Genomic DNA, 13,404 nt, shown 5'->3' with positions numbered 1-13,404 from the left:
TCAACCTGCATGACAAGGGGCTTGATAGCCCCTTGCAAGATTAAGAATCAGAGAGGGGATGGAGACTCGGACTCAAACATCATGCTGATAACTCCCTGGTAGTTACCAGGCCTGTAGCCACCAGCTGGCGCCGCGGCGGGGATAATCTCCAGCTCGACCTGTTTACCGGTATTAGCGTCAGCGAGATTCAGTAACTCGGCAGATGTAGTCGTCAACTCGACCCCTGCGACCTTGACGTTTAGGTCAATATTCTCCTTACCACTCACGATTTTGGGGGGGTAGGCCAGATAACCCTTGATAGGACCAATGGTGCTCTTCATCTCCAACTGCTTGACTAGAGGCTCCAACTTTTGGCTAAAAGGGTTGAATATGAGCTGCTGCTGGGTATTCATCCAGTATCCCACAGGCTGCACATAGAAACTTTCTGTCGGGATCTGCGCCGTCACAGTTACAGTATGCTCAATACGCTCGGCAGCCAGCAGCGAGCCGCTCGCCAGCAACAGGGCGGGAAAAAGCGATAACATCTTCATAGCCACTCCTTCAGGTATGATTGCCTTTCTTTTGATAAATCGGGATTCAAAGCTTGAACTCCTTGAATACCGATTTTTTCCCTTCGATCAGTTCAAAACGAACAGTCCGGGTTGCCTCTTTACTGACCCGCTTCTTAACGCCGGGCAGCAGATGCATCTTCTCCGGCTGGCTGCATGACCTCTCCTCTTCGCCACACAGCTCCAGATAATCGAGAATAACGGTGGCATTGCCCCGGTTCTCCACATAGAGGGCACCGGTTTCACGTTCAATCCGGGTGTCATAACGGGTCTCTTTGGGTGCCACAAACAGAATGGTGCCAAAACCGGTCATTATGCTGACACCGGCGCTTATTTGCTGTTGTGGTGGCAATTCGGTTATTTCATCATCCTGTGGTTTGACCGGTACAAAACGCACCCGAAAATAACGTTCCTGCTCCCGCTCTCCCATATAGATAAAACGGGTGGCCTGCATGCTGCTTGCGGGAATAATCAACCTTGATGGGCTGGTAACCAGCTGACGAACACCTTCCTCCGGTAACTCCCGCTCCTGTGGCACACCATCAGCACCATATACAATCTCGGCCAGCGTTATTTTGACAAAGGCTGTCTCATCACCAATATTTCTAACCCGCTTTAGCAGGGTATTTTTCTCTGCCGGCATATAGTCATATAAGGTACCAACGCTGATATCCGGCGATGCCAAGGCATTGCTGCTGAATATAAACAGCAATACGGTAAAAATCTTATTCATGAATAATTATCACACTGTAAAAACGATAGAGAGTGGTGCCTTCATTCATTTAAGGCTCCGAAAAATATACTAGTTCCATATATGCAGATCGCCAGATGATCATATTTGGCTCAGCGATTCGTCATTGAGGCCAGTCTAGATAATCCATGCACCGAACTTAATCGGAATAATCTGATACTGCCAAAGTATTTTTCCTGCAAACAATCAGACAATTCCTACAGCCAGATTTCAACATCCTCCCCTATTATCCGAAATCATCTCAGTCAGCAGGGAAGTGACATGTTTGCGTTTAAAGAAGAGTTTCCGGTCGGTGACGTGGCATCCCTGACGACAGCGGACATTGCCGTGCCCTTTTATCAGCCAATCGTTAACCGGGATCGCAAGATCATCGGCTTTGAGGCGCTGGCCAGACGCTGGGAACCCCGCCAGCAGCGCTATCAGGGAATAGACTTTCCCTCTCTCAGCGATGAAGAGTCCCTGCATGTGGATATCGTTATGCTCAGAGCCATTTGGCGTGATCTGACCGCGCTGGTACGCCATGCTCCTTGTACCCTCTCGATAAACCTCAACCCCGCTTTTGAGAGCCCTACATATAAGAACCTGCTGTTGCTCACTCTCTTGCAGGCCCGCAAGCTGGATATCGCAATCTGGTTCGAGGTGGTGGAGTACGCCCCGCTAGAGCGCAAGGAGTTGGCCCTGATCGAGGTACTGCGCAGCCACGGTGCCCATATCGCCTGCGATGACTTTGGCACCCAGGAGTGCAATTTTCAGCGAGTGATGGCGCTCCCCTACGAGGTCATCAAGCTGGATCGCTCCCTGCTGCTACAAGCGACTAGGAGTAGCCATGCCTTGCGCATGCTGACCGGACTGGTGGAGTACCTGCAGCGACTCGGCATGAAGGTGGTGTGCGAAGGGGTGGAAAACCAGACCCATATCGAGATTGCCGACCAGCTCGGCTGTGACTATCAACAGGGTTACGTCTACGCCATGCCCGCCCCCCTCTCCCGTTGGGCCTGAGCGGCTGTTTCATTTCGGCATTCTGTCGGCTCGCGCTGCCAACAATTTCCAGCCAAATTGCATGATGACGTGGGGGCGAGTACAATCTCGCACCCCGAATATCCGGCGCATCTTCTGTAGATAGGCCCGGATATGCCGTCATCGGGTCGCGCTGCATTGAGCCTCTTCTCTGAGAGCTTTTTGCACCGCAACTCAACCACTACGATGCCATCAGGTGGCATCGTCCTGATTTGCAATCAGATATAAAGAGTCCGCCATGTTTAAACCAGAATTGCTCTCCCCCGCAGGTTCCCTCAAGAACATGCGTTACGCCTACGCCTATGGCGCCGATGCCGTCTATGCCGGTCAGCCCCGCTACAGCCTGCGGGTGCGCAACAACGAATTCGATCACGAAAACCTGCAGCTGGGCATCAACGAAGCCCATGCGCTGGGCAAGCAGTTCTATGTGGTGGCCAACATCCAGCCCCACAACTCCAAGCTCAAGACCTTTATCCGCGACATGCGCCCTGTGGTGGAGATGAACCCCGATGCGCTGATCATGTCCGACCCCGGTCTTATCATGATGATGCGTGAAGCCTTCCCGGATATGCCCATTCACCTCTCGGTGCAGGCCAACGCGGTCAACTGGGCCACGGTGAAGTTCTGGCATCAAATGGGCCTGACCCGGGTCATCCTCTCCCGCGAGCTGTCGCTGGACGAGATCGAAGAGATCCGCATGCAGGTACCGGAGATGGAGCTGGAAGTGTTCGTTCACGGCGCGCTGTGCATGGCCTACTCCGGCCGCTGCCTGCTCTCCGGCTATATCAACAAGCGTGACCCCAACCAGGGCACCTGCACCAACTCCTGCCGCTGGGAGTACAAGGTACACGAGGGTAAAGAAGATGACGTGGGCCAGATCGTCCACCGTCAGGAGCCCATCGCAGTGCGTCCGGACAACACGCTAGGCCTTGGCAAGCCGACTGATGCGCTGGTGCTGCTGGAAGAGTCCAACCGCCCGGGCGAGTACATGAGCGCGTTCGAAGACGAACACGGCACCTACATCATGAACTCCAAGGATCTGCGCGCGGTCGAGCACGTTGAGCGACTGACCAAGATGGGCGTTCACTCCCTGAAAATCGAAGGGCGCACCAAGTCGTTCTATTACTGCGCCCGTACCGCTCAGGTTTACCGCAAGGCCATCGACGATGCGGTGGCGGGTCGTCCGTTCGATCGCAGTCTGATGGGCACCCTCGAAAATCTGGCCCACCGCGGCTACACCGAGGGCTTCCTGCGCCGTCACAACCACAGCGAATACCAGAACTACGACTACGGCTACTCGGTCTCCGACACCCAACAGTTTGTCGGCGAGATCACCGGTCGCAAAGGTGACATGGTCGAGGTCGAGGTGAAGAACAAGTTCCTGGTGGGCAACAACCTGGAGCTGATGACCCCGCAGGGCAACGTCCGTTTCAATCTGGAGCAGATGGAGAACCGCAAGGGCGAGCTTATCGATACCGCGCCGGGCAACGGTCACGTGGTCTATGTGCCGGTCCCGAAAGATCTGGATGTGAACTACGGCATCCTGCTGCGCAATCTGGGCGAGCGCGAGGATACTCGTCAGCCCCACTCGGCCGCCTGAAATGGCACTGCTCATCACCGACAAGTGCATCAACTGTGACATGTGCGATCCTGAGTGCCCCAACCAGGCCATCAGCCTGGGTGAGGAGATCTACGAGATCGACCCCAGTCGCTGCACCGAGTGCGTCGGTCACTATGAGAAGCCGACCTGCATCAGTGTCTGCCCTATCGACTGCATCATCTGGGATCCCGCTCATGTGGAGACCGAAGATCAGCTGATGGAAAAATTTGTGCGGATGCACCGGCAGTAGCTGATGCACAGACCGTAAAACGAAAAAAAGGCCGAGCAATCGGCCTTTTTTGATCCTGCGTGCAGCGGCTGGCCATCACTTGCCGACCAGCCGGATCAGTTTGTCCAGCTCCCGCTGGGCCTCCAGCATCCGGGTCTGGGACTCCTCCAGCCTGGCCTGCCGCTTGGCAATCTTCTCCGGTTTGCCACTGACTCTCGCCTCCTGCAGCTCGAGCAGGCGCTCGTCCACCTCGCCGCGCAGTTTGTTAACCCGCTCTTTCTGCTCCTTGAGCAGACCTTCATCAGTACAGTTGGCCTTGATATTGCGCGCTGCCTGTTCGAGCCCGGCAATCTGCCCAACGTTGTTGTGTGCTTTGGCAAACACCAGCTGGTCATTGACGGCCTGCAGACGGGCCCAGCAACCGACCGCCTCACTGCCAAAGGCCTGACCCGCCAACAGCAGCAAGCCGGCTCCCAATACTTTCCACATCTCGATTCATCCGGTCTTGTTTGCGAGCTGACCATAAAAACCTCGATCGGCAGCAGGGTCAAGCAAGCGGGAAAAAGGTGCGACAGAAGTTGTGCAACATCACGCAATTGGCACCCCGTTGGTTCTACAATGGCGCTCTTTCCAATCGGGAGTCTGTTATGAATCAACAAATTGTGGTCATTGCCAACGGCGCCCCCTATGGCAGCGAATCCCTGTTCAACGCCCTGCGTCTCGCTATCGCCCTCAACGAACAGGGTGGTGCCAGCCTGAAGCTGTTCCTGATGTCCGATGCGGTGAGTGCAGCGCTGGCCGGTCAGGCTCCGGCCGAAGGGTACAACCTGCGCCAGATGCTGGAGATCCTGCTGGCGCAAGGCGTCACCATTCGCCTGTGCAAGACCTGCACCGATGCCCGTGGCATTACCGCCCTGCCGCTGATCGAGGGCATTGAGGTCGGCACCCTGCCGATGCTGGCCCAATGGACCCTGGCTGCCGACAAGGTGCTGACGTTCTGACCTCCCCCTCCGGATCTCTTGCCCCTTTAGCCCTCATCTGACCCTCCATGGCCCCCGCCATACGGGGGCATTGCACGCGCCGCCAGTCTCACTGACTACACTATCAGTTGCTACACCTGCTTGTTTGTCCCACCTCACGGACAGCGTAACGCCCAGTAATAAACCGAGGACGACGATGAATCCGACCGAACAGACCCTGCTTGAGCAGATGAGGATCACCGACTTCGAGATTGCCCATCGCAAGGAGTTATTGCTGCTCAATGAACAGGATGTGGCGCGGCTGGCAAGTTATTGCAGCAAAATAGAACCACGGATCGACGCCCTGGTGGATCGCTTCTACCAGCAGCAGACGGCCATCACCGAGATCGCCCTGTTGATCGGGGATGCCGATACCCTCATACGGTTGCGCACCGCACAACGGCGCTATGTGCTCGATCTCTTCAGCGGCCATTACGATCTGGAGTACGTCAACAACCGGCTGCGGATCGGGCTGGTTCACAAGCGGATCGGGGTCGAACCCAAGCTCTATCTGGCCGCCATCAACACCCTCAAAGCCCTGCTGATCGAGGATATGTTCGAGCAGATCCACGATGAACCGGAGCGCCTCGTCATGCTGGCCGCACTGGACAAACTCTTTCTGTTCGACATCACTCTGGTCTTCGAAACCTACATTCGCAGTCTGGTGTCGGAAATAGAGTCATCCAGAGAGAAATCGGAGAACTATGCCAAGAGTCTGGAGCAGAAAGTACGCGAACGAACCAAACAACTGGAGGAGCTGAACCGCACCGATGCCCTGACCGGATTGCTCAACGTTCGCCACCTCAACGAGCTGTTGCTGCTGAGCCTGCGCACCTGTCAGCGCCGTGCCGAACCCATGGCCATCGCCTATCTCGATATCGACAACTTCAAGCAAATCAACGATACCGAAGGTCATCAGCGCGGAGACGAGATCCTGCGCATCGTCGGCAACTGCATCCGTCAAGTCTTTCGCGCCGAAGACAGTTGCTTTCGTTATGGCGGAGATGAGTTCTGCCTGATCCTGCCCAACTGCAACGAGAGTCAGGCGCGGGATATCTATCTCAAACGATTGGTCAACACCGTCAAGGAGCAGCTGGGCGATCTCACCCTCAGTATCGGCATAGTGCAGACCGGGCCGGAGCACTACGACGACGGGCTAAACCTGATCCGCCTCGCCGACGAGAGGATGTACGCAGCCAAGAAGGCGCTCAAAGAGAAGACGCCGGGTAGCACGCACTGAACATTCAGCATCACAGATCCCCGCATTAACCGGGTCAGCTCCGCTCAACCACAGACGTGGCCACAGCGGGACGCTGTACTCTGGCCCCCCACTCATAGAGCGCAAAAATCGCCACACAAAGCAGCGCCATCAGCACATAGAGCCACTGACCGCTCCACTGCTCGAGGATCCAGCCTCCCAGCAGGGCACCTGCGGCCCCTCCCAACCCGGCCAGTGCGCTGGCACCAAAGTAGCTCCCCTTGAGATGAGCCGGGGCCATCTGATCGATCAGCACGTTGAGCAGGGGGAAGAGGATAGTCTCACCGATGCTGAGCAGCAGCACGGCGCCAAACCAGTGGCTACGCACCATCGGATCCCCCAGCGCGAAGAGCAATTGGGCCGCCAGAAAGAGCGCCATGCCGATATGAAGCCGTACCCGTACCGGCCAGCGTGACAACAACCGCAGCAGCGGAAACTGCAGCAGCACCACGGTCAGGGCATTGGTCGCCACCAGCAGGGCAACCAGCTCGGCCACCTGCGGCATACCGGCCCGGGTCAGGTATTGCACCAGCGGCGAGTGAAACTGGGAGTAGACCAGCACCATCAGGAGATTGGCCATCACCAGCAGCAGGAAGGCGCGATCCGCCAGCAACACCTTGATGGCATCCCGCAGTCCGGGGCCAGCAGCACCCGGCTTGCCTGTGCTGCCAACCCGGCGAAATCCCCAGACAAAGGCCAGCGCCAGCAGCAAATAGCTCACCACCAGAAACAGGAAGGTCTCCTGCTGGGCGTTGCTCCCGAGGGTCACCCCCAGTAGCGGCCCCAGCGCGGCCCCCAGGTTGAGCAAAAAATAGCGCAGGTGCAGTGCCAACTCCCGCGCTTTGGCCGAGGCCAGACTGTCAGCCATCAGCGCCTTGCCGGGGGCATCGATGAGCCCCGACGAGAGGCCGCTGCCCATCACCCCGACCCCGATCCAGAATACCTCGTGCGAAAAACCGAGCAGGCCGAAACAGAGCATCGCCACCAGACAACCGGCCAGCAGTGTGCTGCGCCGCCCGAAGCGATCAGAGAGCCAGCCGCCGTAAAAACTGACCAGAGTAGAGAGGGCCATTGAGCCACCCAGCAACAGGCCGATGAAGGTGGCCGAAAGGTCATACTCCCGATAGAGCAGAATGGAGAGGAAGGGCCACACCATGTAGTAGCTGGTACGCACCATAAAGGTGCCCAGAATGACAATCCAGACCAGCGGGGTAAATTGCCTGAAGGTGCTCCATGACATCGCTATGCTCCATGCCCCGCAGCTCTTACCACAAGATCCTGTCATAAACGGGGAAAGCATTCAGTTGTAACAGAGGGCCTCAATAGAAACAACCCTCGCTCACCGACAAGGTGCGACCGGATGCAAAAAGGCCAGCCGATGGGCATCGGCTGGCCTTTTTATCACAGGATTTCTCTCTGGCTAGCGCCAGGGGCTCTGCTGCCACAGCCGCCCAATTCCTGCCTCGAGCGCCTGCGCGCCCTGCTGCCCCAGCTTCTGGGTCAGGCTTTTTGGCTTGCGATAGCTGATGCCGATCACCTTGTGGTGGCTGGCCTGCGCCAGCAGGTAATCATCGCTGGTGCAGAGGGTATCCACCAACCCCAGCCCCTTGGCCTGACTCGCCAGCCAGTGTTCACCGGTCGTGACCTGATCGATATCGAGTTGCGGGCGGTGTTCGGCAACAAAGGCCTTGAAGCGCTCGTGGATCGCCGCCAGCTCCTCGCGAAACTTCTCGCGCCCCAGATCGTCGTTCTCGCCGAACATGGTGATAGTGCGCTTGTACTGGCCGGCGGTGTGCATCTCGAATTCGATATCGTGCTTTTTCAACAACTTGTTGAAGTTCGGCATCTGGGCGATCACCCCGATGGAGCCGACGATGGCAAAGGGGGCAGCCAGGATCTTGTCTGCCACACAGGCCATCATGTAGCCACCGCTCGCCGCCACCTTGTCGATAGCCACGGTGAGCTTGATGTCACGATCGCGCAGCCGCTGCAGCTGGGAGGCGGCCAAGCCATAGCCATGCACCACGCCGCCACCGGATTCGAGCCGCAGCAGCACCTCGTCGCCGGGCTGGGCGACGCCAATCACTGCGCTCACCTCCTCGCGCAGGGAGGCCACCTCTTTGGCATCCATGCTGCCGTTAAAATCGAGCACAAACAGGCGACTGCGCTCATCCCCCGCCTTGGCGCGCTTTTTCTGCTCCTCTTTCTGCTGCTTTTCCATCACCTTGCGCTCGGCCTTGCTGGCAAGCGCGCTCTTGAGCGCAAACTGCCCCTGCTCCAGCTCGCTCGAGAGATCGGTCACCACCAGCTCCCCCTTGCGGGCTTTCGGCTGGCGAGTGCTGACGATCATCAGGATGATGGCGACGATGGCCAGCAGGAAGGTCACTGTCTTGGCCAAAAACAGGCCATATTCGGTCAGAAATGTCACGATGGACTCCAGAATGGATCGGTTTTCGTCACATTCTAGGGAGTTTGATGGAGGCGCGCAAAAAATCGCAGCCAGTGCCCGGAAAAACCAACCCGAGCATCACAACCTCTCTATTTTCTTCACATTTTTCTTGCCGCTGGCTGGTCAAACAGGCGCGCGGATCAGTACACTTGGCGCCGATTGCCATGCACTTATGGCCGGAATTTGTTAACAGGAGTTGTCATGCTCGATTATCAGCCACCCCGCGATCTGCTCAAGGATAAAGTCATTCTGGTCACCGGTGCCGGCGACGGGATCGGCCGCGAAGCCGCCCTCACCTACGCCGCCCACGGTGCCACCGTGATCCTGCTCGGCCGCACCTGCGCCAAACTCGAAGCCGTGTATGACCAGATTGAAGCGGCCGGTTATCCGCTGCCCGCCATCGTGCCGGTGGATCTGAAAGGGGCCACCGCCGCCCACTACCGCGGCATGGCCGAAACCTTCGCCCAGCAGTTTGGCCGCCTCGACGGCGTGCTGTTCAACGCCGGTCTGCTCGGTACCCTCTCTCCGTTTGAACATATTCAGGAGAAGGAGTGGGACGAGGTGATGCAGGTCAACGTCAAATCGGAATTCCTGCTGACCCAGGCACTGCTGCCGCTGCTGCGCCAGACCGCCAAGGCGCAGGGCGATGCCTCCATCGTCTACACCTCCTCCAGCGTGGGACGCAAAGGGCGCGCCTACTGGGGCACCTATGCCATCTCCAAATTTGCTATCGAGGGAATGATGGAAGTGCTGGCCGACGAGCTGGAGAACACAGGCGTGCGGGTCAACACCCTCAATCCGGGCGGTACCCGCACCAAGATGCGCGCCAGCGCCTTCCCGGCGGAAGATCCCATGAACCTCAAGACCCCGGCCGACCTGATGCCGCTCTACCTCTACCTGATGGGGTCGGACAGCCGCGGCAAAACCGGCCAGACCTTTGTGGCTCAGCCAAAATAAACAGGCGTATCATCCCAAATAAATCAATAAAATACCCAGAGTGTTGTGCGGCAAGGGTTAAATTGAATAGGGGGCACAGGCTCCCTGTTCGAACCACTGACCATCCTATCTCCAATCAGGTTGAACTATGTTTCGTCCCAAGAGCACGTTTGAGCAATGGCGGATCTTTCAGGCGGTGGTCGACTGCGGCGGCTACGCCCAGGCGGCCGAGGCGCTGAACAAGAGCCAGTCCTCCCTCAATCATGCGGTTGCGAAGTTGCAGCAGAGTCTGGGGGTGCCCTTGCTGGAGGTGCGCGGCCGCAAGGCAGTGCTGACACCGGCGGGCGAGATCTTCCTCAAGCGGGCCCGTCAGTTGAGCCAGCAGGTGGAAGAGCTGGAGAATCTGGCCAACAACCTGGAGCGGCAGTGGGAGCCGCAGATCAACCTCTATGTCTCGGCGCTGCAGCCAAGGGATCGCCTCTATCGGGCGCTGGCCAGCTTCTATCCTCGCAGTCGGGGTTGCCGGGTCAACCTGCACGAACGCATTCACTGCCACTTCAACGCCCTGCAACCGGGAGATCTGATGCTCTCCGAGCACCTGCCCAGCGATCGCACCGGCCTGCTGCTGGACGAGGTGTGCCTGCTGCCCCTCTGCGCCGCCAGCCATCCGCTGGCGCAAGAGGAGGGGGCCATCCGCAGCGATGTGCTGACCGGCCACAACCAGATCAGCCTGCATCCCCCCATTCACCGCTCGGTAGACTGGAACGATGCAGATGATACCGGCTGGAAGGCGACCCACTACCACGAAGTGCTCGCCATGCTGCGCCTCGGCCTCGGCTATGCCTGGCTGCCGCGCCATCTGGTGGAGCGGGAGCTGGTGGAAGGGTCACTCATACAGCTGGATCTGGAGAGCGGCAACGAGCGCCACCTCTACACCTATCTGCTGACCCTCTCCCCCGAATCCCTCGGCCCCGCGACCGAGCTGCTGCTGCGCTGCCTGCGTAACGAGTATCAGGGCGAATCAGCGCCGCTCCCGCACGCCCACTCCCAGCACGATAAATAACAGCCAGATCCCCCGTCAGACGTTGGGCACCCGCCAGCTGGCGGCAAGTGCCACCAGTGCCAATCCCAGCGCCACCATAAAGACCCCGTGGAAACTCCACACCTCCGCCACCACACCGGCGATGGCCCCAGCCATGATGGAGCCGGTGCGGATGCTGTTGGCAAACAGGGTAGTCGCCACCCCGGCTCGCCCCGGCATCAGATCCTGAAAGTAAGACATGCCGATCCCCGCCACGATACCGATGAAGATGGCGTTGAACAGCTGCAAGGCGATCAGAGCGTATTGGTCGGTGAGGGTCACCAGACCTGTGTAAAAGGCCGCGCCAGCCAGCACCGCCAGCAACATCATGGGGCGCTTGCCAAAACGCGCCGTGTAGTAACCCGCCAGCAGCATGAAGGGGATCTCCAGCGCCGCTGCCGTGCCCATCAGGATACCGGCAAGCTTCTCATCCATCCCGAGCTCCCGGGTGATGTAGAGCGGCATATTGATGAGGTACATGCTGTTGCAGGTCCACATCAGGGTGGAGGCGATAAAGAGCGCCCGCACCGCCGGATCCCGCCAACTGCTGACCCGCTCGCTCTCTTCAGCCATCTTGGGCAACGGCAGAGAGGGCAGCCAGCGCCACACCACCAGCGCACAGAGCAGGTAGGCCAGTGCCGAGGCCAGGTACATCAGCTCGAAACCGTAGCCGATGGCCAGCGCGAAGGCGATGGGCGGACCTATGACCCAGGCCAGCGAAAACTGAGCCCGCATCACCGAGCTGAACATGTCCGCCCGCCGGTTGCGGCTGTCTGAATACTCCCGCGCCAGCGCAAACAACTGGGGGCTGGCAGTGGCCGCCAGCGCCGCCAGCATCACCCCCAGACTCGCCAGCAGCCAGTAGTTGCGGTTCCAGGCAAACAGCAGGGAGAGCGCTACCCCGGCAAAGCAGCAGCGCAGGATCAGTCGCTTGCGATCCCCCTTGTTGTCGGAGCGGTGACCCAGCCATTGGCTGACCAGAATGCCCACCACCGCATTGATGGTATAGAAGAGCCCGACCAGAAAGGGGCGCACCTGCACCTCCTCGGCCAGAAACAGACTTAAGGTAGGCACCTGCAGTGCCACTGCGACGCCGGTCATAAAGGTCACGGCAAGAAATGAAAGAGAGACGGGGTCAGGGCGTTTGACCGCCGCTATCGACAAGCTCATAGGGTTACCACTGGTTGAAGGGACGATACGGGCTAACGGGCGGCAGCCGTATGAAAATTCGGCGCCTATCTTATGTCACTATCAAGAGCGGGCTCAAGGATGCATAAGCAGGTGTGCGCCTTGCGAGGGAGGCCGCGACCCCGTAGAGTGAAAGCCCATCCTGCCAGCACAAGGAGTTCGCATGTTTGATTTTGATCAGGAAGTAGACCGCAGTGGCACCATGAGCCTGAAATGGGACAAGTACAAGGGCCAGGATGTGCTGCCCATGTGGGTTGCCGATACCGACTTTGTCTCCCCACCGTCCGTGATTGAGGCGTTGACCAAACGGGTTGCCCACGGCATTTTCGGCTATTCACGCCCCTCGCCGCGCCTGATCGAACTCATCATCGAACGGATGGCGACCCGCTATGGCTGGGCCATCGAGCCCGAATGGCTGGTGTTCCTGCCGGGCGTGGTGCCGGGGCTCAACCTCGCCTGCAAGGCGTGGAGCCAGCATGGCCGCGGTATCATCACCCCCAAGCCGGTCTATTACCCCTTCCTGCAGGCGCCGGGCTTCAATGATCGTCCCCTGCTCACCGTGCCGATGATTGAAGAAGCCGGTCGCTGGGTGCTGGATCTTGAAGAGCTGGAGCGTCAGGCTCCCGCCGCAGATCTGTTGCTGCTCTGCAACCCCCACAACCCGGGCGGCACCATCTTCACCCGTGACGAGCTGCTGGCCATCGATGCCATCGCCGCGCGCCACAATCTGGTGATCTGCTCCGATGAAATCCACTGCGATCTGCTGCTGGATAAAAACGCCCGCCACATTCCCTACGGCGCCATCAGTGCACAAGCGGCCGAGCGCTGCGCAGTGATGATGGCCCCGAGCAAGACCTTCAATATCGCCGGTCTCTGCTGCTCCTTCGCCATTATCCCCAACGCCCGTCTGCGCTTCAGGCTGCAACAGGCGATGCGCGGCATCAGCGCCGACGTCAACCTGCTGGGCTTTGTCGCCGCCGAAGCAGCCTATGAGGGTGGCGAACAGTGGCTGACCGAGCAACTCGACTATCTGGCGGCCAATCTGGCCCTGATCCAGCAGGCGGTTGCCCGCTGGCCCGGCGTCAAGCTGGCCAACCATCAGGCGACGTATCTGGCCTGGATCGATGTGAGCGGCCTTGGCCTTGCCGATCCCATCGCCTTCTTCGAGCAGGCCGGCGTTGGTCTCTCCCCCGGCGCCCAGTTTGGCGACGGTCAGTTCGTGCGGCTCAACTTCGGCTGCACCAGGGCACGGCTGACCGACGCGCTGGCGCGGATGGAGCGGGCAATCCTCAACAACAAGCCCTGATCAGCCAGCAACGGGATGGGCA

Annotated in this window: 14 protein-coding genes; 8 read left to right on the top strand and 6 right to left on the bottom strand. The window is 58.8% G+C overall.

Features of this window, described 5'->3' with window-relative positions:
• Positions 1-47: 47 nt before the first annotated feature.
• On the bottom strand, positions 48-530 hold the full coding sequence (locus tag LRL22_RS16665; protein WP_270905902.1) for a CS1 type fimbrial major subunit: 483 nt from the start codon (positions 528-530) through the stop codon (positions 48-50).
• Positions 531-576: 46 nt separating this feature from the next.
• A complete protein-coding gene (locus LRL22_RS16660; RefSeq protein ID WP_270905901.1) occupies positions 577-1,281 on the bottom strand; it encodes a hypothetical protein in 705 nt (234 codons plus the stop codon).
• Positions 1,282-1,560: 279 nt separating this feature from the next.
• Between LRL22_RS16660 and LRL22_RS16655 the strand changes: the two genes are divergently transcribed.
• The 3 genes from LRL22_RS16655 to LRL22_RS16645 all read left to right on the top strand — a co-directional run bounded on the left by LRL22_RS16655 (position 1,561) and on the right by LRL22_RS16645 (position 4,166).
• The gene (locus LRL22_RS16655) at positions 1,561-2,298 is read left to right on the top strand and encodes an EAL domain-containing protein (RefSeq protein WP_270905900.1); all 738 of its coding nucleotides are present in this window, start codon (positions 1,561-1,563) and stop codon (positions 2,296-2,298) included.
• Positions 2,299-2,554: 256 nt separating this feature from the next.
• Positions 2,555-3,916 carry a prephenate-dependent tRNA uridine(34) hydroxylase TrhP gene (gene trhP, locus LRL22_RS16650; protein ID WP_270905899.1) on the top strand — a complete coding sequence of 454 codons (1,362 nt, stop codon included), beginning with the start codon at positions 2,555-2,557 and terminating at the stop codon, positions 3,914-3,916.
• 1 nt (position 3,917) lies between these two features.
• Entirely contained in the window at positions 3,918-4,166 is a 249-nt protein-coding gene (locus LRL22_RS16645) for a YfhL family 4Fe-4S dicluster ferredoxin (protein WP_005334896.1), read from the top strand.
• A 75-nt stretch (positions 4,167-4,241) separates the two neighbouring features.
• Here the strand turns inward: LRL22_RS16645 and LRL22_RS16640 are convergent, their stop codons facing one another.
• Positions 4,242-4,634: a DUF1090 domain-containing protein gene (locus LRL22_RS16640; RefSeq protein WP_216961399.1), complete on the bottom strand. Its 393-nt coding sequence runs from the start codon at positions 4,632-4,634 to the stop codon at positions 4,242-4,244.
• Between the two features lie 158 nt (positions 4,635-4,792).
• On the opposite strand from LRL22_RS16640, the gene LRL22_RS16635 reads away from it, so the two are divergent.
• Both LRL22_RS16635 and LRL22_RS16630 read left to right on the top strand, forming a co-directional pair.
• Complete coding sequence (locus tag LRL22_RS16635; protein WP_005334901.1) at positions 4,793-5,146, top strand: DsrE/DsrF/TusD sulfur relay family protein; 354 nt, start codon at positions 4,793-4,795, stop codon at positions 5,144-5,146.
• Positions 5,147-5,321: 175 nt separating this feature from the next.
• Positions 5,322-6,404 (top strand): diguanylate cyclase domain-containing protein, encoded by a 1,083-nt coding sequence (locus tag LRL22_RS16630; RefSeq protein ID WP_127005869.1) that lies wholly within the window; start codon positions 5,322-5,324, stop codon positions 6,402-6,404.
• A 34-nt stretch (positions 6,405-6,438) separates the two neighbouring features.
• On the opposite strand, the gene LRL22_RS16625 is transcribed toward LRL22_RS16630, so the two are convergent.
• Complete coding sequence (locus LRL22_RS16625) at positions 6,439-7,662, bottom strand: MFS transporter (protein WP_270905898.1); 1,224 nt, start codon at positions 7,660-7,662, stop codon at positions 6,439-6,441.
• A 180-nt stretch (positions 7,663-7,842) separates the two neighbouring features.
• Positions 7,843-8,850 (bottom strand): protease SohB, encoded by a 1,008-nt coding sequence (gene sohB, locus LRL22_RS16620; protein WP_270905897.1) that lies wholly within the window; start codon positions 8,848-8,850, stop codon positions 7,843-7,845.
• Between the two features lie 222 nt (positions 8,851-9,072).
• Here sohB and LRL22_RS16615 point away from each other — a divergent pair, with 222 nt between their 5' ends.
• Complete coding sequence (locus tag LRL22_RS16615) at positions 9,073-9,828, top strand: YciK family oxidoreductase (protein ID WP_270905896.1); 756 nt, start codon at positions 9,073-9,075, stop codon at positions 9,826-9,828.
• A 127-nt stretch (positions 9,829-9,955) separates the two neighbouring features.
• Entirely contained in the window at positions 9,956-10,870 is a 915-nt protein-coding gene (locus LRL22_RS16610; protein ID WP_270905895.1) for a LysR family transcriptional regulator, read from the top strand.
• A 15-nt stretch (positions 10,871-10,885) separates the two neighbouring features.
• Here LRL22_RS16610 and LRL22_RS16605 read toward each other — a convergent pair whose 3' ends face one another.
• Entirely contained in the window at positions 10,886-12,058 is a 1,173-nt protein-coding gene (locus LRL22_RS16605; protein WP_005362183.1) for an MFS transporter, read from the bottom strand.
• Between the two features lie 181 nt (positions 12,059-12,239).
• On the opposite strand from LRL22_RS16605, the gene LRL22_RS16600 reads away from it, so the two are divergent.
• Positions 12,240-13,382 (top strand): MalY/PatB family protein, encoded by a 1,143-nt coding sequence (locus LRL22_RS16600; RefSeq protein ID WP_247823264.1) that lies wholly within the window; start codon positions 12,240-12,242, stop codon positions 13,380-13,382.
• Positions 13,383-13,404: the final 22 nt, after the last annotated feature.

The sequence above is a fragment of the Aeromonas sp. PI_26 genome, from assembly GCF_027854445.1.
Lineage (GTDB): Bacteria > Pseudomonadota > Gammaproteobacteria > Enterobacterales > Aeromonadaceae > Aeromonas > Aeromonas veronii.
The sequence above is the reverse complement of the archived record's forward strand: the minus strand, read 5'-3'. Positions and strand labels throughout refer to the sequence as shown.